General features: G+C 36.4%; 17 protein-coding genes. 6 read left to right on the top strand and 11 right to left on the bottom strand.

All coding sequences use genetic code 11. The annotated features are described in order from the left end of the window. Nucleotides 1–4: 4 nt before the first annotated feature. The 6 genes from AC07UM_RS16330 to kdsA form a co-directional block, all read right to left on the bottom strand. Nucleotides 5–610 (bottom strand): DUF3347 domain-containing protein, encoded by a 606-nt coding sequence (locus AC07UM_RS16330; protein WP_494684142.1) that lies wholly within the window; start codon nt 608–610, stop codon nt 5–7. A 40-nt stretch (nt 611–650) separates the two neighbouring features. Further along, entirely contained in the window at nt 651–3,434 is a 2,784-nt protein-coding gene (locus AC07UM_RS16325) for a multicopper oxidase domain-containing protein (protein WP_494684141.1), read from the bottom strand. Nucleotides 3,435–3,523: 89 nt separating this feature from the next. Continuing rightward, nucleotides 3,524–3,997 carry a DUF3347 domain-containing protein gene (locus AC07UM_RS16320; RefSeq protein WP_494684140.1) on the bottom strand — a complete coding sequence of 158 codons (474 nt, stop codon included), beginning with the start codon at nt 3,995–3,997 and terminating at the stop codon, nt 3,524–3,526. Nucleotides 3,998–4,129: 132 nt separating this feature from the next. After that, nucleotides 4,130–4,510 (bottom strand): HYC_CC_PP family protein, encoded by a 381-nt coding sequence (locus AC07UM_RS16315; RefSeq protein WP_494684139.1) that lies wholly within the window; start codon nt 4,508–4,510, stop codon nt 4,130–4,132. A 132-nt stretch (nt 4,511–4,642) separates the two neighbouring features. After that, nucleotides 4,643–6,880 carry a TonB-dependent receptor plug domain-containing protein gene (locus tag AC07UM_RS16310; protein ID WP_494684138.1) on the bottom strand — a complete coding sequence of 746 codons (2,238 nt, stop codon included), beginning with the start codon at nt 6,878–6,880 and terminating at the stop codon, nt 4,643–4,645. Nucleotides 6,881–6,923: 43 nt separating this feature from the next. After that, complete coding sequence (gene kdsA, locus AC07UM_RS16305; RefSeq protein WP_494684137.1) at nt 6,924–7,733, bottom strand: 3-deoxy-8-phosphooctulonate synthase; 810 nt, start codon at nt 7,731–7,733, stop codon at nt 6,924–6,926. A gap of 142 nt (nt 7,734–7,875) precedes the next feature. On the opposite strand from kdsA, the gene AC07UM_RS16300 reads away from it, so the two are divergent. The 3 genes from AC07UM_RS16300 (at nt 7,876) to budA (ending at nt 10,459) form a co-directional block, all read left to right on the top strand. Continuing rightward, nucleotides 7,876–8,781 (top strand): AraC family transcriptional regulator, encoded by a 906-nt coding sequence (locus AC07UM_RS16300; RefSeq protein WP_494684136.1) that lies wholly within the window; start codon nt 7,876–7,878, stop codon nt 8,779–8,781. A gap of 71 nt (nt 8,782–8,852) precedes the next feature. Then, complete coding sequence (locus AC07UM_RS16295; RefSeq protein ID WP_494684135.1) at nt 8,853–9,635, top strand: SDR family NAD(P)-dependent oxidoreductase; 783 nt, start codon at nt 8,853–8,855, stop codon at nt 9,633–9,635. A gap of 11 nt (nt 9,636–9,646) precedes the next feature. Further along, on the top strand, nt 9,647–10,459 hold the full coding sequence (gene budA / locus AC07UM_RS16290; RefSeq protein ID WP_494684134.1) for an acetolactate decarboxylase: 813 nt from the start codon (nt 9,647–9,649) through the stop codon (nt 10,457–10,459). A 54-nt stretch (nt 10,460–10,513) separates the two neighbouring features. Here budA and AC07UM_RS16285 read toward each other — a convergent pair whose 3' ends face one another. The 3 genes from AC07UM_RS16285 to AC07UM_RS16275 form a co-directional block, all read right to left on the bottom strand. Then, entirely contained in the window at nt 10,514–11,041 is a 528-nt protein-coding gene (locus AC07UM_RS16285) for a DUF1697 domain-containing protein (RefSeq protein ID WP_494684133.1), read from the bottom strand. A gap of 133 nt (nt 11,042–11,174) precedes the next feature. Beyond that, nucleotides 11,175–12,668, bottom strand: coding sequence for a DUF8728 domain-containing protein (locus AC07UM_RS16280; RefSeq protein WP_494684132.1), 1,494 nt, complete (start codon nt 12,666–12,668; stop codon nt 11,175–11,177). 88 nt (nt 12,669–12,756) lie between these two features. After that, the gene (locus tag AC07UM_RS16275; protein WP_494684131.1) at nt 12,757–16,242 is read right to left on the bottom strand and encodes a glycosyltransferase family 117 protein; all 3,486 of its coding nucleotides are present in this window, start codon (nt 16,240–16,242) and stop codon (nt 12,757–12,759) included. A 222-nt stretch (nt 16,243–16,464) separates the two neighbouring features. Here AC07UM_RS16275 and AC07UM_RS16270 point away from each other — a divergent pair, with 222 nt between their 5' ends. From AC07UM_RS16270 to AC07UM_RS16260, 3 genes are all read left to right on the top strand, one after another. After that, on the top strand, nt 16,465–17,502 hold the full coding sequence (locus tag AC07UM_RS16270) for a PLP-dependent cysteine synthase family protein (protein WP_494684130.1): 1,038 nt from the start codon (nt 16,465–16,467) through the stop codon (nt 17,500–17,502). A gap of 82 nt (nt 17,503–17,584) precedes the next feature. Then, on the top strand, nt 17,585–18,856 hold the full coding sequence (locus AC07UM_RS16265; protein WP_185147150.1) for an aminotransferase class I/II-fold pyridoxal phosphate-dependent enzyme: 1,272 nt from the start codon (nt 17,585–17,587) through the stop codon (nt 18,854–18,856). A gap of 68 nt (nt 18,857–18,924) precedes the next feature. Then, nucleotides 18,925–19,803, top strand: a complete 879-nt coding sequence (locus tag AC07UM_RS16260; RefSeq protein WP_494684129.1) for a DMT family transporter — start codon at nt 18,925–18,927, stop codon at nt 19,801–19,803. A gap of 82 nt (nt 19,804–19,885) precedes the next feature. On the opposite strand, the gene AC07UM_RS16255 is transcribed toward AC07UM_RS16260, so the two are convergent. Next, nucleotides 19,886–20,371, bottom strand: a complete 486-nt coding sequence (locus AC07UM_RS16255) for a YybH family protein (RefSeq protein WP_494684128.1) — start codon at nt 20,369–20,371, stop codon at nt 19,886–19,888. Nucleotides 20,372–20,378: 7 nt separating this feature from the next. Beyond that, a complete protein-coding gene (locus tag AC07UM_RS16250; protein ID WP_494684127.1) occupies nt 20,379–21,029 on the bottom strand; it encodes an NADPH-dependent F420 reductase in 651 nt (216 codons plus the stop codon). Nucleotides 21,030–21,054: the final 25 nt, after the last annotated feature.

Here is a 21,054-nt window from a genome sequence, read left to right as displayed (position 1 = left end):
AAGTTTAAAATACTTTTTTTATAGATCCGCAGTTGATCATTTTTTGCCCTTCATATGGATTGACAATCTCTTCCGACTCACTGATCCAGATTCCGCCCTTTCCATTATTATACATAGGACAGAAATCCTGATACAATTTTAATCCGTCAGTTCCCTTTTCTTTTATTAAATCAGTAATATCATTACTCAGGGACAGCAGATGTTCTCTCTGATGGGCTATATCGTCAGATTTTTCACCTATATGTTCTGCATTTTCTGCGGCACTTTCCAAAATATCTTTTACTTCGGGACTTAGTTTACTTACATCCTGCTTTTTTAAGACAGAATATAGTTTTTTAGCTTCTGCTGAGGCTGTTTTAGAATCATCCTTCGTTAAAGCATTTTTTAAAGGAAGATAGTTCTCAATAATCTGTTTTATTGAAAATACTGAAGAAACTGTTGATTGTTTTTTATCTTTCTCCGAATCATTATCTGCCTTTAGCGGTGCGGATGCTACGGATGATTCTTTCTCGATTTTAAGATCAGCTTTTGTTTCCTTTTTTGAGGAATTGTTTTTAGTACATGAGTATAAAAGACCTCCTACTAAAAGAACGGTTACTATGTTTTTCATTGTTTTGCTAATTAATTTTATAAAAATTCTATTGTTTTATTTAATAGGTTAAAGTAACACCTGCACCCCAGCCCATTTCATTATCATAATTTCCGGAAAGCGAAAACCATTTCTGAACGATATATCGTATTCCCGTAGAAAATTCGCCATCGGAGTTTACACTGAAATTTCCTCTCAATCTTCTGGAAAGCGGGATATCCTCACGGCTCAGTTCTAATAGTACTTTTCCGTTTTGGTCAACACTTGCATCAGCGGTAATCAACATGGGAAGTACATACTGCATACCCACCATAAAAGCTAATTTGTTTTTTGAAGCTTTCTGCTGTCCAAACCAGGTCTTTTTACCATGAAAATCCGTTCCCATATCTTCAGCCATCTTTCTCTCCATGATCTCATGATTTTTTTGAACTCTGATTCCTGCATAAGGAAGCGCCCATTGGAATTTCCCTAAGAAACGTCCTACTTTTGCACTTCCTTCGAAATGATCAAAATTCCAGTTGGAATGAAACTCATTCAGGTTGGCCCATCTCGGTCCGAACATCGTCATGGTTTCTGCATGAATCTTATTGCTTGCTACATCCAGCATTGCCATAGAACTGGTCATTTTATTATCCTGTATAAAGTTTTTCCAGGCCAGTTTTCTGTTCGGAAGCTGTGGATTAGGTTTAGAGTTTTCATAACTGAAGATTCTTCCCATTCCCGCCATCATATGGTATAAAATATGACAGTGGAAAAACCAGTCCCCATCCTGGTTGGCAGCAAATTCTATTGTTACCGTCTCCATAGGCATGATATCCACTACGTTTTTCAATGGCGAATACTCTCCTTTTGAATTAATTAATCTGAAATCATGACCGTGGAGGTGCATTGGGTGGCGCATCATTGAATTATTATACATTTTAATTCTAAGAACTTCTCCTTTTTTGATCAGAATTTTATCTGTTTCCGTTACAGTTTTATTATCCAGTGTCCACAGATAATGGTTCATATTTCCTTCCAGCGTAAATTTCATTTCACGAATACTGTCTGTTGGAAGAATTGTTTTCTCAGGAGATTTTAAAATATTGTAAGACAATCTCTTGATCGTTTTTTCCTCTTTCATATCCATTCCGGAATGTTGAGAATGATCTTCATTCTTATCATCTTTCGTTTTTACTCCCATCATCTCATTGATGTGCTTTGCCGTAGTTTTTCTTTGGTTTTCAGACAACTCCGGGTACATTACTTCATTCATATCCATCATCTGATTTCCCATCGTCATATTCATTGGCTTCATATTCCCGCTCATTTCCATCATTCCGTTCATCATTTTCATTCCTTCAAAAAGCATTAATCTCGGAAGATTGGGTGCTTCTACCTTTTCACCGGAACCCAGCCAAAGAGAAGCATGTCCTATCCTGTCTTCTGAAGTCGCTCTGAATTCAAAACTTTTATTTTCAGGAATAGTAACTTCAATATCATAGGTTTCGGAAACCCCAACAATCAAACGGTCCACTTCTACCGGAACCACATCATTCCCATCATTTCCTACTACTTTTATTTTTCCACCTCCATAATTCAGCCAGAAATAAGTGGAGGAACCTCCGTTTGCTACTCTTAATCTTACTTTATCCCCAGGTTTTAAACTGGAATAATCTGAACTGGGAACACCGTTGATCAAAAATTTGTCATAATAGACATCACTTACATCCATGGCTTCCATCCTCTTCCATTCATTCAGAACTTTTGTCCCGAAGTTTCCAGACTTAATGGCTTCCCAATAACTTTGTACTGCATTTTTCTTTACAGCATACCAGTCTGTATTAGCCATATGAAGCCTTCTGGCAATCTGCATCGGGTCATCATCACTCCAATCTCCCAGCAATACAGGAATCTCGGCGTTATATTCTGTTTTAGGCTCGCCTTCTCTTTTTTTGAAAACCAGAATCCCATTCATTCCAATCTGTTCCTGAAGCGCTTCATGGGAATGGTACCAATACGTTCCGTTTTGGGAAACTCTGAATTTGTATAAGTGGGTTTCTCCCGGCATTACAGGTTTGGTGGTAAGGAACGGAACGCCATCCTGTTCATTGGGAAGAATCACTCCGTGCCAGTGTAATCCTGTTTTTTCCTTCAGCATATTGTGCAGGTAAATTTCAGCTGTATCTCCTTCCGTAAAATATAAAGTCGGAGCCTGAAGTTTACCGTTGATCGCTATCGCTCTCCTATTTTTCCCGGTAAAATTAACAATGGTATCTTTCACATACAGATCATAACGAACGGTTTTTCCACCGAAAGTTATTTTACCATTTTCGGAATTACGTCTTAAAACAGAACTTTCCTCTTTCGGATTGTCAGTTTCTGCATGAGAATGATCATCTTTTTCTACCAGATCCATCCCGCATTTAGGACATTTTCCCGGCTTGTCTGAAATAACTTCAGGATGCATTGGGCATGTATAGGTAGTTTTAGCGTAAGTCTGAGGTTTAGATTGAGATAAAACCTGGGTTTTCGCTGGCATTACAGTTTTCACTTTCTCAGCTTCCCTTGCTTTATTGACCTTTTTTACCTCTATTTTTTTATCAACTTTACTCTTATTTATTTTTGTTTCTGCAGATTTTGTCTTGGTCTCCGTTTTAGGAACAGTCTTCACTTCCGGTTTCACTGCTACTTTAGGCTTTACAACCACTGTCTTTTTGACCAGAGTCATTCCACATTTCGGGCAGTCTCCAGGTTTTGGGGATGCCACTTCAGCATGCATCGGACAGGTATAATATGTTTTTGTAGTTTGTGTGAAGGTAAAAACAGAGAACAAAAGCATCAGAAACATTATTAGTTTTTTCATAATATTTCGAACTTTTTAGAAGTCGCATAGCTTAAAGTTAATCACACATCAAGCTATGCAACTATTTGTTTTAAAGAATAATACAATAATTATTTAATTTCTGACTTTACACTTCCACATGAAAGCATAGACTTCCCATAGTATGGGTTATTGATTTGTTTTTCATTGCTCAACCAGCTGCCGTCCGCCATTGGGCAGTACTGTACATACACTGGCTTCTCAGAAAGTTTAAACTGCTTGGTCAGCGCAATCATATTGTCCGAAAGGTTGAAAAAAGTTTCTCTTTGTGCCGCAACGGTTCTTGCTTCAGAAATGGCAGAAGCATCTTTTCTAAGAACGTTAAGATTCCCCTCAGAAACTACTTTATAGTCGATAACAGAAGCTGTTTTAATGAATTCTGTTGCTGCTTTTGATGTTTTGTCTGCATCATCTGAAGCTAAGGCTGATTTGATAGCGATATAGTTCTGATACAATTTAGAAACCTGAGCATCCTTTTTAGATTGTGCTGATAGTGAAATAATGGAAAATAAAGAGAAAGCTGCTGTAATGATATATTTTTTCATTGTTTTAAATTTTAGAATTAAGTTTTAGAATTAAGTTTTTTAATAAAGAATAGGTAATGCATCAGAAAATGCATTAGGACATGCCGTCCGTAACAGTATACAATTGATAATACCAGAAACGACCGACGGATTCTAAATTCTAAAATTACAATGATTGATATAGATTGGTACCGGCTGATGTTCAGGCGGTGCATTGATCTGGATTTGAGTAAACTTGATGGCCGAAAAAGACTTATCAACAACAGCAAACTGATGTTTTACCGGAATTTCTGAAATCTGATTTAAAAAATCAATTTTAAGGAAATCAGACTTTTGGGAATCATCTACTTTTACAATTTTGATCTCTGTTTTGCAGCATCCTTTTTTGTCTTTAACACCGCATTTAGCACAGATATCACTTGTTTTCTGGCTCACGGAAACAAGTTCTTTCATGCAATAATGAATGCTAAAAGCTGCTCCGGAAGAAAAACCGAAGTAGAAAATAGAAAACAATATGGCAAGAATCTTTTTCATTGGTAGGACAAATTTAAAAATATCTATGATAGCATTGTTATAAAATTTGGTAATGTTGTTATAAAATTCGGGTAAATAAAAAAACTTCCGAAAAAATCGAAAGTTTTTATTTATTTTATTTTGATATCAATTCTATAGCCTGAATTCCAGTTTTACGTTAAAGAAACGTCCTGTAAGACGTACTGGAACCGGATACATATAATTGCTGTTGTAATCTGTAATCCATTGGTTGGCTACCGTATTGTTGATATTAAATGCATTGAAAACCTGAACCCCTAATGTCAGTTCCTCAAAATTACCCCAGAAACCGGATCTTTTATTTTTCTCTTTTGGATCGATAAATACTTTTGTCAATCCTAAATCTACCCTTTTATAAGAAGGAAGAGTCTGTTGATAATTATAAGCTGCATTAAAATCAGGCTGACCATTGCTGTTGAATAGTACAGGAGCTCCTGTTGGTAATCCCATTGCATATACTAAAGTAAGATTGACACGCATAGATGGGAAGCTCGGCATATAATCCTGATAGAACATCGCAAACCTCAACCTTTGATCTGTAGGTCTCGGAATATCACCCCTTCCGTCAATATTTTCGTATACTCTAGCATAACTCGCAGACAACCATGAATCTACACCAGGAACAAATTCTCCAAATAATCTGGTATCAATACCATACGCATATCCTTTAGAATTATTCTGCCCGGAATAACGGATTCTTACATTATCCATATAATATGGAATCAGGTTATCCATTTTTTTATAATACAGTTCTGTAGTCAGCTTAAAAGGTCTGTCATACATCTGGAATTCATAATCGTTGGCAAGAATCACCTGAATAGAGCGCTGTGACTTTATATTAGAATTAAAATTACCATCTAAATCTTTGATCTCTTTATAGAAAGGAGACTGATAATAGATTCCTCCGGAAATCTTGAACAACATATCACTATCCCAGTCAGGCTTTATCGCAAACTGAACTCTTGGAGAGAATATGGTTTCTTTATTGAAACTCCAGTTGGCAACACGTACTCCAGCATTCACAAATACTTTACTGGCTCCCCAATAGAATTTCTGAGAATACTGCGCATATGCAGAAAGCCTTGTAGGTTCAATATTATTTTGCCCGGCAATATAATAAGCAAGCTTCAGATCTCCTGTAGTCCCTGTTCTTGGATCAATCACTTCCGGTCTTGGAATGCTGTATCCGGCAGAATCTACAAGTTTCCACTCATTGGTAAAATCCTTAAGGTTTTCTTTCTCATATTTGAATCCAACCTCAATATCAGTATTTACATTGGGGGAAAATTTCGCTCTGAACTGTGTTCCGTATGTTCTTACAAACAAATCGTTTCTTGCATGCTCTATCTGCCCACCAACATCGAAAGATGTCACGGGCTGCTGTGTCACAGGATCAAAGGTCTGCAATTCGTAAGCAGATTGTATTGTATAATATTCTCTTTCTCTGTTCTGATAAGCAAAGGCATCCAATGTAAGCTTCCATTTGTCTGTCGGCTTATAGTTCATGGAGAATGTCCCCATCATATTTTTATACTGGTCATTTTCTTTACCTGCATATCCTATATTCACTGTAATAGGCTGCTGAAGGCTTCCGAAAGTAACACTTTTTGCCTTAGGAATCATCTCATAGTCATTCTTGGAATAGTACCCAATAAATGACATGGAGAGTTTATCGTTAACATGGTAATTCAGATAAGACTGGAAATCCCAATATGTTGGGTTAAAATCTGTATCTTCTTTTAAGGTGTTAAGAACAAGATTGGTATTTCTGTATCTTCCGGAAAATAAGGCTGTAAATTTTTTATTTTTTGAAGCCAAACCAGTTGTCAGTCTGCCCCCAATTAAACTTGCCTCTCCTGAAACTTCAAATTTTTCAGGTTCACGGTAATAGATATTTAAAGCAGAAGACATTTTATCACCATACTTGGCTTCAAATCCTCCTGCTGAGAAATTCACTGCAGACACCATATCCGGATTGATGATACTCATCCCCTCCTGTTGTGAGTTTCTGATCAGGAAAGGTCTGTAGATCTCAATATCATTGATGTAGATAAGGTTTTCATCATAGTTTCCACCACGAACCATATATTGGGAAGACAGCTCGGTATTGGAGTTTACGGAAGGAAGCGTCTTAAGCAATCCTTCAATCCCACCATTAATAGAAGCCACAGATTTTGCTTCTTTTGCTGAAATTCTCACATTGGTAAGGTCATTGGTTCTTCCTGTTACTTTTTTCTGGAAGACAACTTCCTCTATATCGGTTACTTTAGTGGTCGCCGTATCCTTTTTTCTTTGTTGGGAGAAAATCAGCATAGGGACCATAAGGCTTAGCGGTAAAACTAGTTTTTTCAAAAGAAATGTTTTAGAATTTCTAAAATTAATGTTTTTTTAACAATTACAAAATTGATTCTCTAATTCTTGTCAATTTTTGTAACAAATCTTCTAATAAATCTAATCTTAACATGTTGGCACCATCAGATAAAGCAGTTTCCGGTGTAGGGTGTGTTTCGATGAAAATTCCATCCGCACCTACTGCAATTCCTGCTTTGGCAACGGTTTCAATAAGGTCTGGTCTTCCCCCTGTAACTCCTGAGTTTTGGTTGGGCTGCTGTAGAGAGTGTGTAACATCCAGAATAACAGGAGCATATTCTCTCATCGTAGGAATTCCTCTGTAGTCTACGATCAGATCTGTATACCCGAAAGAATTTCCTCTTTCAATAATGGCTACTTTCTGGTTATTGGAATCCGTCACTTTCTGAACCGCAAATTTCATTGATTCAGGAGAAAGGAACTGTCCTTTTTTCAGGGTTACACATTTCCCGGTTGCTGCAGCAGCAATCAAAAGATCAGTCTGGCGTACTAAAAATGCAGGGATCTGAAGTACATCCACATATTGTGCTGCTAAAGCGGCGTGTTCATTTTCGTGGATATCCGTTGTGGTAGGAATATTAAAAGTCTCTCCTACTTTTCTAAGGATTTCAAGAGATTTCTCTTCACCAATGGTTGTGAAAGAGTCTACACGACTTCTGTTAGCTTTTTTGAAGCTCCCTTTGAAAATATAAGGAATGTTATATTTATCTGTTATGCTGATTACTTTCTCTGCAATTCTCAATGCCATGTCTTCACCTTCAATAATACAAGGTCCGGCAATAAGGAAAAAGTTTTTTGAATCTTTGTGCGAAATATTATCTAAATACTGAATCATTTTGTTGTAATTAAAAAGTTCAGTAAAAATACTTATAAAGTTTCAGAATCGAAAATTAATTTCCATCGGGATTCATATGGCTGATGATAGATATACTCTAAATAAGTATCCAAATGTATTTGAATTTATATAACTTTATCTTATGAAATCAAAAGAAACATTATCTGAATTTTATGCTTTGCATGGCCAAGAATATGCAAAGCCGGGACAGTTTAATGTGTACCGAAGAGAAGATTTTGCATGCAGCCAGCAGCTAGAGCCTGTTTACCGCAGAGACTTTTATAAGATATCTATAATTTTAAGTGGAACGGGAATTGTAAATTATGCTGATAAATCTATACAAATAGACAGGCCCGCTGTCATTTTCCTTAATCCTTTGATTCCTTATTCCTGGGAACCTACCTCAGAAAATCAGTCGGGCTATTTCTGTTTGTTTACAGAAGAGTTTGTAAGTCAAACCCTTAAAAATGAAAGCCTTTCCCAATCAGTCTTGTTCAAAGCCGGAGGAAATCATACATTTTTCCCAAATGATGAGAGTCTCACCCTGCTCAAAACGGTATATGAAAATATGATGCAGGAAACCCAGTCGGATTATCTTCATAAATATGATCTCATCAGAAGTTATGTACAGATCATCATGCATGAAGCAATGAAAATGCAGCCTTCTGATTCTTTTTACCGCCATACAAATGCTTCTGAGCGTATCAGTACCTTATTTTCAGATTTGCTGGAAAGACAGTTTTTTATTGATTCTCCGGAACAGACAATATCATTAAAAAATGCCAATGAATTTGCCGGGCAGCTTAATATACATACCAATCATTTGAACAGAGCTTTAAAAGAAACTACCGGTAAGACAACGACTGCATTAATCAGTGAACGTATGATTAAAGAAGCAAAGTCACTATTACAATTCCGTGACTGGAATATCAATGAAATTGCCTACTGTCTTGGCTTTGAGCACCCTTCAAATTTTATTTTTTTCTTTAAAAAACAGACAGGAGACTCTCCGAATCAATTCAGAAAGAAAATTATTTCAATTTCATAACTTTCTGTTTGTTCTTCACAACTTGTTCTTTTCCCATACTCCTACCTTCGTCTTATTAAAATCATAAGACAATGACAGACAAAATTTTAAATGGAAAAACAGCTCTTATTACTGGTGGCACGACAGGTATTGGTTTAGCAGCAGCAAAACTGTTCCTAAAAAACGGTGCAAAAGTAGTTATTGCAGGCCGAAGACAGGAAGAAGGAAATAAAGCACTGGAAATATTACAACAGATAAGCCTTGATATTCGATTCGTACAGACCGATGTTTCAAATAGCAATGAAATGCAGCATCTCATCAGTGAAACTTTAAAGCATTTTGGAACTTTAGATATTGCTTTTAACAATGCCGGAATTGAAGGTAGTTTTTCTCCTATTGATGAAACTCCGGAAGAGGAATTTGATAAGGTAATTGGTATCAACACAAAAGGGGTCTGGCTTGCGTGCAAGTATGAGATTGAGCAGTTTAAAAAACAAGGAACAGGTGGAACTATCGTTAATACCTCTTCATGGCTGGCAAGAGGTGCCAGTTCCGGATCCGGAGTGTATTCTGCAAGCAAAGCAGCATTGGATGGATTAACAAGAGCGCTTGCCGTGGAAACAGCAGCAGAAAATATTCGCATCAATGCCATTCAGCCAGGTTATATCCGCACTCCAATGTTTGACCGTTTTTTTCCGGGAGAAAATAGTGAAACAGCCATAGAGCCTTATAAAAAACATGCTCCTATAGGCAGATTTGCTTCTCCTGAAGAGGTTGCCGAACTGGTTGTATGGTTAAGCAGCCCAGCAGCATCTTTTATAACAGGAGAAAGCATTCTCGTGGACGGAGGTCTTGCGATTGGCGGACAAAGATAAAGGATAACCTTATGAATAAACTTTGTTTTCTATTTTTCTATATGCCATTCATTCAATGTAATGCACAACAGGCTATTAATACTATTTCTACATCCCAAAATATCATGTCACACAACAACAGACTTTACCAATATGGAATTGCAGATGCATTTGTAGGTGGAATCTATAAAGGGACCCTTCCTTTAAAAGATTTAAAACTGAAAGGCGATTTCGGCCTGGGTGCCCCAGATTTACTGGATGGTGAACTGACAATAATGGATGGAAAGGTTTACCAGACTAAAGCAACAGGACAAACGATAGAACCCGGAAATGAGTTTAAAACCTCTTTATCTTTTGTCACTTTTTTCAAACCGAATGCCGGTTTTGTGATTGAAAAGAAGACAGATGGTAAATCATTATTAGAGCAAATAAGCAAAACTCTTTCCCATAAAAATGCAATGTATGCCATTAAAGTATCCGGAAAATTTAATCATATCAAAACAAGAGCATTCCCTCCTGTGAAAAATGAACCATTTCCTGTTTTAACTTCTATATTTGATACTCAAAAAACATTTGATTTTTCGGAAAAAGAAGGAGTATTGATAGGTTATTATCTTCCTGAATATCTCAGCGGGATAAATGTAAAAGGTTTTCATTTTCATTTTCTTTCCACAGATAAAAAGTATGGCGGACATGTGCTTAACTTTACCGGAGAAAATCTGAAAATTGAAATAGCAGAATTAAAAAGCTTTGAATTGGAAACATCAAAAGATAAAGATTTCCAGAATTTCAAATTCAACACGAAAGACAACGAAGACTTAAAACGTGTAGAAAAAGGAGAATAAATATTTCTTCAAAAAATATCATATTGTCATTATCTACTGCGTTAAAAAAGCCTTTTAGTCCATTTTTTTCAGAACCTTCTCAAAAGTATTGATGTTTCTGCTTGTCATCTGATCTTTAAGGCTTTTTTTTCCTAAAACCTTTCCAAATACAGAATCTAAGGTATTACCTTTGGGTACCTGCCAATAAAAAATTTCATTAACGATTTCAGCTCTTTCATTCTCAGCTCTGGAGGCAGCTTCAAACTCTCCCATTAAAACGTTTTCTACTCCTGGATTTCCAACAAAAGCATAAATATGCAGATCGTCACTTTTTTCAAAAGGAATACTGTTCCAGAAAATTTGTGTTTCTTCCTGGGACTTTATAAATAAAAAAGCTTCATAAGAAAAATGATCAGACATTGCTTTTTCAAGAATTTTCTTTAGATCCAAAGCATTTTTATCTGAAGAAAAAACAATATTTCCTGAAGCTAATATTGAACTCACATCTTTCATTCCGGCATCTTTAAAAACCTGGCAGACATCAGCCATTTTCATATTGGTTCCTTTTACGTTGACACCGCGGAGAAAAGCACAGTATTTCATTTTTTTTAGGTTTTAGTTTTTAGATAATAGGTAGCAGGTGATTGTATTTGGGTTTAAGAGTATTTGAGTGAAAGAGTTATTAAGGCTCTAACGAATCTATTGTCATCTTTAAATCTTTAAATTTTTCAATCCTTTAATCAACTCTAATGTACAAATTATAGTCTGTTCCGGAAGGTTTCAAGTGGTAAATTTTTTCTAAAATCTTATTGTCACTTTTCAGGTGGTCCTTCACTCTGAATTCCTTTAAAAGTTTATAATGGGTTTGGTAATACAAAGAATTGGCATTATTTCCTTCATAGATATTTTGGTAGGAAAGCAGATATTTCGGTTTTCTTGTTTTTACCGTATTGATCCAGTAATTCACTTTGTCCTTTTTAATTTCATCCTGGATCTGCTTGTCTACCAATCCAACCTCATCAATTGTTTTTAAACCTGAAAAATAAGGAACATAACCAGCCGGCTCCAGTAAAATCCACTGATTTTTGTCTTTTTCATATTGATTTAAAAATGTTCCAATCGTTCTACGGTAGTTCCATTCTCCGTTCCCCGTTGCAATACAGTGAACAGTCTGGAAAACAAGCATAGGGAAAATATAGAATATAGCCAGTAATGACAGCCATAGGTTTCTCCTCTCTTTCTGCTCCAATACAAAAATAAGAACAGGAACGAAAAGTAGCAGCTGTGGTACCCAGTAATACCAGTCGAAAAGGCTTTTCTGAGAAAGAAAAATAATCTGTTTTGCCCATCCAAAAATAAAGATCATCCATAAAAAATAGTTTCTCTTTTCTCTTTGTCTGATCAGATAAATAAAGCAAAGCAGTTCAAAAATTAAGATAACAACAGTCATAGGATTAAAATCTCCAGGAACTTTAAGCATTCCCCAGAAGTTCCCGAAACTCTTAAAAAAGTAACCGATATGTTGCTGGATGGTGAAATTTTCACTGTAAAGCAGTTTTTTTGCCGTAATGGTATTATTCACCAGCTCACCAAAGTAAAACCAGTTGAAAGCAACCGTTAACAAAACGCCCAGAATTCCGCCAAAAATATAATTCCATCTTATTTTTCTGTTCCAGCATAGATCTACAAGAAATACAATTCCCAGGAATATCACAGTATCAATCCTTGTAAACATGATTAAAACCGGAAGAAACGTTACTACCCATTTCTTCCCTTTATGGAACCCGTAATACAGGAACGCCATTTCCAGGAAAAACAGGATTCCGTACTCCATTCCGAGAATTGAGATTTTAATGGCTGGCGGTAAAATACCCACCAGAAATATAAAAATAGCTTTATGCCATGGGTTTTTAAGAACCAAATGAGAAAGCAGTAAAGTTCCTATTGTAAACAGAATGGAATTGAAAATCAAAAGAGGTTCAATAAAATTTTCTTTTCCAAAAACAAGATTGAAAAAGTAAGACACAAAAACATACAGATGAGTAGTAGACGCAGAAATTTTGGTGTCTCCATTGAAACCAATTACTCCATAATCCAATAGATTCTGAGCCACTCTCCAGGTAATAAATGCATCTTCCTGAATATAATGTGTCAGTAAAAAAAGAAGCTTAAAAGCAACTGTTGCAATTACAGCATAGATTGGGAACCTGCTATTTTTTGTTTCAGCCATTATGTATTTTTAACTTCACAAATATAACCTTAATATTCAGGATTCCCAATAATAAAAAAACGGGACCGAAGTCCCGTTTTACAATATTTTATTTTGTTGCTTTGATAATCGCAGTGGTTATCTGATTTTCTTTTTCTTTTGAATAAGTAGAATCATAAGGTTCCATGACATCAAATAAATACTGATAGAATGGTGTGATCTGCTGAACATTTTCCGATTCTTTCATCGCTTTATCTTTACCCATTTCCTGAAGATCTTTGATAAATACATTGAACTTTTTATCAATCGGCTCTATGGATTTTACCAGATAAGCATATCCTTTTTCTTTCTGTCCGATCTTCGTGTAAGCATCCGTTACTGCAGCTACAACAAGAGAATATTCCATCGGCTTTGTTCTCATTTGTCTTCTCAGGTAGCTTTGGTCTGCTTTGGAAAGGCTTAAATAATAATCATACTCTTCAAAGATTCCTTTTTTAAGAACCTCAGCAAGCTGAAGACCTTTCTGCTCCTGACCTGCGATAATGTATCCTGATACAATTGAGCTTAATGAACGAGGGTCGTTGTATTTCTCAGCAGGTATTTCCTTGGCGGCAAGATCCAGAATTTCCAATGCTTTAGCTTTCTGTCCGCTCAAAGCAAGTGCTGCTGCAGCTCTGCTCGCTGACATTCTGTAGCTGATGATATTGGAAGTAGCCGTTTCATCAAAGTGAGCATTTAAGTTTTTGAAGTTCCCCCATCTGAAGTTTTTTACTACATTATAAAGAGAATTGGCATCTACTCTACCCATATCTCCATCAGCTGTTGGAGGCGTTTGAATAGGAATTAATCTGTAACTGAATCCGTCAAACTGAAGATAATCGTTCAGATAGAAAATGTTTTCACTGTCATAGATACCTCCTGATGAGAAGTTGATTGGACGCTTCCAGTCGAAATTGGCCAAAAGATCCATCAGAATCAGGTTATTCTTATATAATGTATTCCCTTTGTAAGTAATCATAATCTGATTCGCAACATTCGGAAGATCTTCTTTGTTGATGATTCCTGCTTTTAAAGCATTTTCTTTATTTACAGGAAGAATGAATTTGTTTACCGGAAGGATATTGTATTTTTCAAATTTCTCTTCTCCGAAGTACATTTTCAACAATTCGTCTTTCTCAGGGGATTTGAATTTAATAAATTCAATAGCTTGTTTTAACGTTAAAGAATCCTGAGTAAGATATTTTCTGAACGACTGGAATTGTGTTTCCGGAGCTCCCTGTTCTTTCAACATAGAGAAAACACCTTCCCAATCTTCTTTCTTCATCATATAGATCTGATCGTTTACACCATCTCTGTAATCTTCGTGTGTCAACTGGCTAGGGATTCCCATAGCATTATAAGTTCTTCTTTTTACCTGATCAAGATTCCAAGGAGTTGAAGCAAGAGTAAAGTTAACGACCTTCACATCATCTCTGAATTGTTCTGTTTCCTGGATTGCCCAAACCGGGTAAGTATCGTTATCTCCGTAAACGAAAAGGATATCGTTTTTCGGTAATGATTTTAAAACTGAATACGCATAATCGTAAGCTGTATATCTGCTGCTTCTGTCATGAACATTATAGTTCTGGAAGCCCATCATGAAAGGTACTCCTAATAAAACGACTCCTAAAGCAATATTAGCTCCGTTTGATTTTATTTTAGACTGCAGGAACCATAAAATTGCTCCGGCTCCCATACCAATCCAGATCGCAAATGCATAGAATGAACCTACCATTGCATAATCTCTTTCTCTAGGTTCGAAAGGTTTTACTCCTGTATAGAAAACGATACCAACACTTGTTAAAATAAATAATGATAACAGTGCATAGAATCTTCCGAAGTCTCTGTTCAATTGGAAAAAGAATCCAATCAAACCTAAAATTAATGGAAGGAAGAAGAATTTTACTGTACTTTCATTTTTGAATTTAGCAGGCATTTTATCCTGATTTCCTACGTTTGCATTATCGATAAAAGGAATACCGGAAATCCAGTTTCCTTTTGTACTTTCCATGTTTCCTTCAAGATCATTCTGTCTTCCAACATAGTTCCACATCAGATATCTTACAAAGTAATATCCGTTCTGGAAAGAAATAAAATAATCCATATTCTGAAGCAATGAAGGCTTCTGAACGTTGATCAGGTTATAAGGTTTTACTTTCAGATAATCTGAAGCTGTAATCGACTTATCTTCATATTTCCCTCTCAATTCGTCAAAGATCTGCTTAGCCTGTGGATTGTCTGCCACGTCTTCGTTAGCATAATTGAATGTAAAATCAGGAGCACCATACATTGAAATATAGTTAGCCATTACATCCTTATCCTCATTAAACATTCTTGGCATTAAGCTTACCTGAGACTTGTTGAATATATAATTGAAACGGTCTCCGGTTTTTCTATATGTTCCGGTTTTTTCATCTTTTTCGTAGATCTCACCGGTTTTTTGAGTTTTAAAACTTCCGTCCTCATTCTTCTCAATTCCGTTCGCATCAAGGAATGCCGTGTAATTCTGTCCGTAGATTGTTGGCCAGTCACCGTATTGTTCTCTGTTATAATAATCCAACATACCAATAGCTGTATCCGGGTCATTAAGGTTCATCGGCGGGTTAGCATTGGCTCTGATTGGAATAACCATCCAGCAAGAGAATCCGATCATCATGAAAACTACAGATAATGCAGCCGTCTGATAGATTTTTTTCTTTGCCTTTCTTGCGTACTTGATTAAGAAATAGCAGATTGCTACCATCAAAATAAAGGCTACAATTGTCCCAGAATGGAAAGGAAGTCCAAGACCATTCACGAAGAAAATTTCAAGTCTTCCGAACATGGTCATAATTAAAGGGAAAATAATTTTGAAAACAATAATCAAAATCCCCAGTGTAATAAGGTTTGCCCAGATAAAATTTTTCCAGGTAAACTTATAATTTCTTGCATAATATACCAGACATACTGCAGGGATAGCCAGCATACACATCATATGCACTCCCACAGAAAGTCCTAAAACAAAGAAAATAAGAATAATCCATCTTTCACTGTCTCCCGCCTGATATTCATTCTCCCATTTGGTGATTAACCAGACCAAAAGCGCGATAAACATGGAAGCCATGGAGTAAACCTCTCCCTCTACTGCCGAGAACCAGAATGTATCTGAGAACGTAAAGCAAAGTGCTCCTATCGCTCCGGCAAATAAAATAGAGATTTCCTGATGTTTTGTAATTTCATCAAAATCTTTGTTCAGAAGTCTTCTCACAAAGTGAGTGATCGTCCAAAACAAAAATAAAATAGTCAGCGCACTGAACAATGCAGACATCGCGTTGATCACGATAGAATAATTTTCGCCTTTCCCTAATGCAAAAATGGCTGCCACGGCACCCACTATCTGGAATAAAGCAGCTCCGGGAGCGTGCGTTACTTCAAGTTTTACTGCAGAAGAAATGTACTCGCCACAATCCCAAAAACTGAAATTGGGTTCTATGGTGGACAAGTACGTGAAAAACGCAATGACGAAAATCACCCATCCTGAAACGGTGTTCCATTGCCTAAAAGTCCAATTTTTCATAGTATTAAATCAATTATGCGAAAATAAGGCTTTTATCTTATTTTATGCGGGTTTTAACAAAATTTAAAAATTTTGGCGTAGTATTTGCGAATATACACCTGTCAAAACTGTAAATACGAAAATAAGTTTTACAAAACTATGCCCTAGAAATCAAACAAAAGTTTAGTAATTATTTATTTTTTTGTATTTTTGCAGTCAGATTTTTATTGAAAATAACAAATAATGAGTAATGTTTACGATAATATTCTTGGCCTAATAGGACATACTCCTATGGTGAAGCTAAATACTGTTACAAAAGATATTCCAGCAACCGTTTATGCCAAGTTAGAATCATATAATCCTGGACATTCCACTAAAGACCGAATCGCACTTCATATTATAGAGAACGCAGAGAAAAAAGGCCTTTTAAAAGAAGATTCTGTAGTTGTAGAAACTACTTCCGGGAATACTGGGTTTTCTATTGCGATGGTATGTATTATTAAGGGATATAAATGTATTCTTGCAGTAAGTGATAAAACAAAACCAGAAAAAATTGCTTATCTGAAAGCATTGGGTGCTGTGGTGTATATATGCCCGGCCAATGTTCCGGCGGATGATCCAAGATCATATTATGAAGTAGCTAAAAGAATCGCTCAGGAAACTCCTAATTCTATTTACATCAATCAATATTTTAACGAGCTTAATATTGATGCCCACTATCAGACTACAGGTCCGGAGATCTGGGAACAGACAGAAGGTAAGATTACTCACCTTTTTGCCTGCACCGGAACCGGAGGTACGCTGTCGGGTTCAGCCAAGTTTTTGAAAGAGAAAAATCCAGATATCAAGATCATCGGAGTAGATGCAGATGGGTCTATCCTAAAAAGCTATCATGAAACTGGAGAAATTCACAAAGAAGATGTACATCCTTATCAGATTGAAGGAATGGGTAAGAACCTCATCCCTGCTGCCCTGCTTTTTGACAAGGTAGATGAATTTGTAAGGGTAAATGATGAAATGTCAGCATACCGAACCCGCGAAATTGCTTTGAAAGAAGCGATCATGGGTGGCTATACTACCGGAGCTGTAACACAAGGACTCATGCAGTATGCAAAATCTCATGAGCTCACAGAAAATGACCTGATTGTTTTAATCTATCCTGACCACGGTTCCAGATATATCACTAAAGTATACAGCGATCAATGGATGGCCGAACAGGGATTTGTGAACAACTGTGTTCACAATTATGACGAAGTTTTCAAAACTGAGTTTATCAAATAAGAACAAATAAAATCACAATACAAATAAAGCCTTTTGCGTGTTCTACAAAAAAGGCTTTTTACTTAAAAATTACGATATAATGTTGGATATTTTTGAAAGAATAAAAGAAAATCCAGGACCACTTGGACAATTTGCAGATTATGGTGAAGGCTATTTTATTTTCCCAAGATTAGAGGGACCTATTGGCCCTAGAATGCAATTTCAGGGTAGAGAAGTAATTTTCTGGAGTGCTAATGACTATTTAGGATTGTGTAATCATCCTGAAGTAATAGAAGCAGATGCAAAAGCGGCTGCAGAATACGGAATGTTCTATCCAATGGGAGCAAGAGCAATGTCTGGGGAAACAGATCAGCACCTTCAATTGGAAAGAGAACTGGCAGACTTCGTAAAAAAAGAATCAGCATATTTATTGAATTTCGGTTACCAGGGAATGGTTTCTACCATAGATGCTTTGGTAAGCAGAAATGACGTTATTGTTTATGATATGGATTCTCATGCCTGCATCGTGGATGGAGTAAGACTTCATTCTGGTAAAAGATTTACCTACAGGCACAATGATATGGCAAGTCTTGAGAAAAACCTTCAGAGAGCGACTAAGGTAGCTGAAGAAACAGGAGGAGGTATTCTTGTGATTACAGAAGGGGTTTTCGGAATGAGAGGCCAGCAGGGGAAAATCAAAGAGATCTGCGATCTTAAATCAAAATACCAGTTCAGACTATTGGTAGATGATGCGCATGGTTTCGGAACTCTTGGTACAACAGGTGCCGGTGTGGGTGAAGAGCAAAACTGTAATGATCAGATTGATGTGTATTTCTCTACTTTTGCTAAATCAATGGCTGGTTTCGGAGCATTCCTTGCGGGTGACAAAGAAATCATCAGATATCTGAAATTCAACCTAAGGTCACAAATCTTCGCAAAATCTCTTACAATGCCAATGGTAATCGGAGGATTGAAAAGATTGGAGCTATTGAGATCAAAACCTGAGATCAAAGCTAAGCTTTGGGAGAATGTTTACAAACTACAAAACGGACTTACAGAAAGAGGCTTTAATATTGGAGACACTAATACTTGTGTAACTCCGGTAATGATGCAGGGAACCCCGGTAGAAGCTACTCTATTGGTGAAAGACTTAAGAGAGAATTACGGTATTTTCACATCAGTTGTGGTATATCCGGTCATTCCAAAGGGAATGATTCTTTTAAGATTAATTCCTACCGCTTCTCATACGGATGCAGAGATCAATGAAACTCTGGCCGCGTTTGAAGCTATTCATGATAAACTAGTAGGTGGCTACTATAAAGATCAGGAGCAAAAATTACTGCAGGAACAAGGATTAAGTTTTAAACCAATTTAATCATAAAAAAATAGAAAAAGCCACTGATTGATTCAGTGGCTTTTTTGTTTAAATAACCCTAAAAATAAATGAAACTTAGAGGTTACATACTGGGAATTCTGTCGGCTGTTTCATATGGCCTGATTCCGATTTTTATTCTGCCTATCAAACAGGCACACTTTTCTATGGACATAACCCTGTTTTACAGGTTTTTCTTTTCTGCTTTAATGATTGGCGGTTATCTGATATATTCCAGACAAAATTTCAGGCTCAACAAGAAAGAAGTTTTAATATTAGCGATTCTGGGAATCTGCTATGCCCTTTCTTCAGAATTTCTATTTTTAGGGTATGATTTTCTTACTCCGGGAATTGCTTCCACCGTGTTGTTTATCTATCCGGTTATTGTCGCTTTGATCATGTTTTTCTTTTATAAGGAAAAACTTTCCAGATTATCTGTGGTTTCATTATTGTTTGCTTTTGCAGGGGTCATTGTTTTATGTTTAAAAGGAAACGGGTTGGAAATTAATTTCACAGGTTTAGGAATCGTGATGCTGAGCTCTCTTTTTTATGCACTTTATATGGTCATTGTGAACAAGGCAAACCTGAAGGTATCGGGATTTAAGCTTACTTTTTTTTCCATGTTTTTTACTTCGTTGTTTTTTATGACAAAGGCAATGATGGGTCATGAATCATTTGCGATTCCTTCCATATCCATCTTTCTGAACTTTCTTGTTTTTGCATTTCTTACTACAGTGATCTCAAGTCTATGCCTGGTATATGCCATTAAACATATTGGTTCTACACCAGTAGCCATTTTAGGAGCATTAGAACCGGTAGTTGCGGTAATGGTAAGTGTATTGCTATTTCATGAAAAATTTACTACGAACCTGCTTATAGGAATTACTTTGATCCTTTTTGGAGTTATTCTTAATGTCATTGGAGATCAAAAGAAAATACGTCATGCCTAGAATTTGTACTCATAGGCTGATATCAATAATACAAAAGCCGGAATTCTTACTGATTCCGGCTTTTTGTATCACTTTATAAAGGTTACTTTACCTTATTGAACATATATCGCGCAATTTTCCATTTTGCATTGCTTTTCTCCAATACAAACAATTCACGATTTTCTTCCGGTGTGGTTTTGTTATCTGCATAGAGCAATTGCGTTCCTCTTGACATAGTACGTGCTATGGCATAATTTTCATTGATGATTGTGATTTCCTCAATTTCAAACTTTATATTCAGCTTAAGAGTTTTAAATACAAAGTCATAAGATTCTTTAAGCTGTTCTTTGCCTTGAGATGTTGGACCACCTAACGGCATGAAAATACCTGTTTCACTATATAAAGAAATGGCTTGCTCAGTAGATGAGGCATTCAGTGCGTTCTGATAGCTATTAAGTAATTCCTCTATATCTTTTTTTACTGTTGCTTCCATATTCTTGTAATCAGATGTTTTAAGAGTTGAATTTTGTTTTTTTGAACAAGAAGTTAGTATTAACAATACCTGAATGATGATAAGAATGTTTTTCATCTATTTTTTAAAGCTTTGACTTAGCTTCAGAAAGGTTCACCGTTTTTCCAAGCGCTCCAAATTCATGCAGATCTCCAAAAACTTCAATACGAATTGACTGATCAATCCCTCCTACTTTTAAAGGATCGAATCCTGCTTTTTCAATCACTTTCTCAATATCCTTATCAATGGATGTATCATCCGAAGCATAAAATAATACTGCTTTTTCAGGATTTCCGTTGGAGGCTCCGGCAAGACTTCCCGCTCCCAGTGTTCCAAATGCTTTTACCAATTGAGCTCCCTGAGGAAGAATCGCTTTATTGAGCTCTCCCGCAGATTCTCTTTCTCCAATGATTTTTTTGAATCCTCCATTTCCATCCGGAGCAATAGGATTTGAGACATCCACAATAATTTTGTCTTTCAGAATATTTCCATAATCATTAAAGAAGTCTTTAAAGGCACCAAACCATATTGCCGGTATAATAATATCAGCAGTATTGATGGCTGCATCAATATTCATACTCTGTGCTAAACCTCCGGATTGCTGGGCAAAATTATCGGATTCCTCATTATTTCTTGATGCTACAATAACCTGGTGGTTATTCTTGATCAAATCTCCAGCTATTGCTTTCCCAATGTTTCCAAGACCGATAACGGCCACTTTTTTTAATGTTTCCATTTCTTTTGATTTTTATTATTTATCT

Source organism: Chryseobacterium sp. GW821-FHT04C04 (assembly GCF_059420365.1).
Note: the sequence above shows the minus strand (reverse complement) of the source record. Positions and strands in the feature narration are given on the sequence as shown.

What these genes read in the sequence shown, in the direction of transcription:
- AC07UM_RS16330 (WP_494684142.1), bottom strand. Translation starts at nt 610, where the DNA reads ATGAAAAACATAGTAACCGTTCTTTTAGTAGGAGGTCTTTTATACTCA.
- AC07UM_RS16325 (WP_494684141.1), bottom strand. Translation starts at nt 3,434, where the DNA reads ATGAAAAAACTAATAATGTTTCTGATGCTTTTGTTCTCTGTTTTTACC.
- AC07UM_RS16320 (WP_494684140.1), bottom strand. Translation starts at nt 3,997, where the DNA reads ATGAAAAAATATATCATTACAGCAGCTTTCTCTTTATTTTCCATTATT.
- AC07UM_RS16315 (WP_494684139.1), bottom strand. Translation starts at nt 4,510, where the DNA reads ATGAAAAAGATTCTTGCCATATTGTTTTCTATTTTCTACTTCGGTTTT.
- kdsA (WP_494684137.1), bottom strand. Translation starts at nt 7,733, where the DNA reads ATGATTCAGTATTTAGATAATATTTCGCACAAAGATTCAAAAAACTTT.
- AC07UM_RS16300 (WP_494684136.1), top strand. Translation starts at nt 7,876, where the DNA reads ATGAAATCAAAAGAAACATTATCTGAATTTTATGCTTTGCATGGCCAA.
- AC07UM_RS16295 (WP_494684135.1), top strand. Translation starts at nt 8,853, where the DNA reads ATGACAGACAAAATTTTAAATGGAAAAACAGCTCTTATTACTGGTGGC.
- budA (WP_494684134.1), top strand. Translation starts at nt 9,647, where the DNA reads ATGAATAAACTTTGTTTTCTATTTTTCTATATGCCATTCATTCAATGT.
- AC07UM_RS16285 (WP_494684133.1), bottom strand. Translation starts at nt 11,041, where the DNA reads ATGAAATACTGTGCTTTTCTCCGCGGTGTCAACGTAAAAGGAACCAAT.
- AC07UM_RS16280 (WP_494684132.1), bottom strand. Translation starts at nt 12,668, where the DNA reads ATGGCTGAAACAAAAAATAGCAGGTTCCCAATCTATGCTGTAATTGCA.
- AC07UM_RS16275 (WP_494684131.1), bottom strand. Translation starts at nt 16,242, where the DNA reads ATGAAAAATTGGACTTTTAGGCAATGGAACACCGTTTCAGGATGGGTG.
- AC07UM_RS16270 (WP_494684130.1), top strand. Translation starts at nt 16,465, where the DNA reads ATGAGTAATGTTTACGATAATATTCTTGGCCTAATAGGACATACTCCT.
- AC07UM_RS16260 (WP_494684129.1), top strand. Translation starts at nt 18,925, where the DNA reads ATGAAACTTAGAGGTTACATACTGGGAATTCTGTCGGCTGTTTCATAT.
- AC07UM_RS16255 (WP_494684128.1), bottom strand. Translation starts at nt 20,371, where the DNA reads ATGAAAAACATTCTTATCATCATTCAGGTATTGTTAATACTAACTTCT.
- AC07UM_RS16250 (WP_494684127.1), bottom strand. Translation starts at nt 21,029, where the DNA reads ATGGAAACATTAAAAAAAGTGGCCGTTATCGGTCTTGGAAACATTGGG.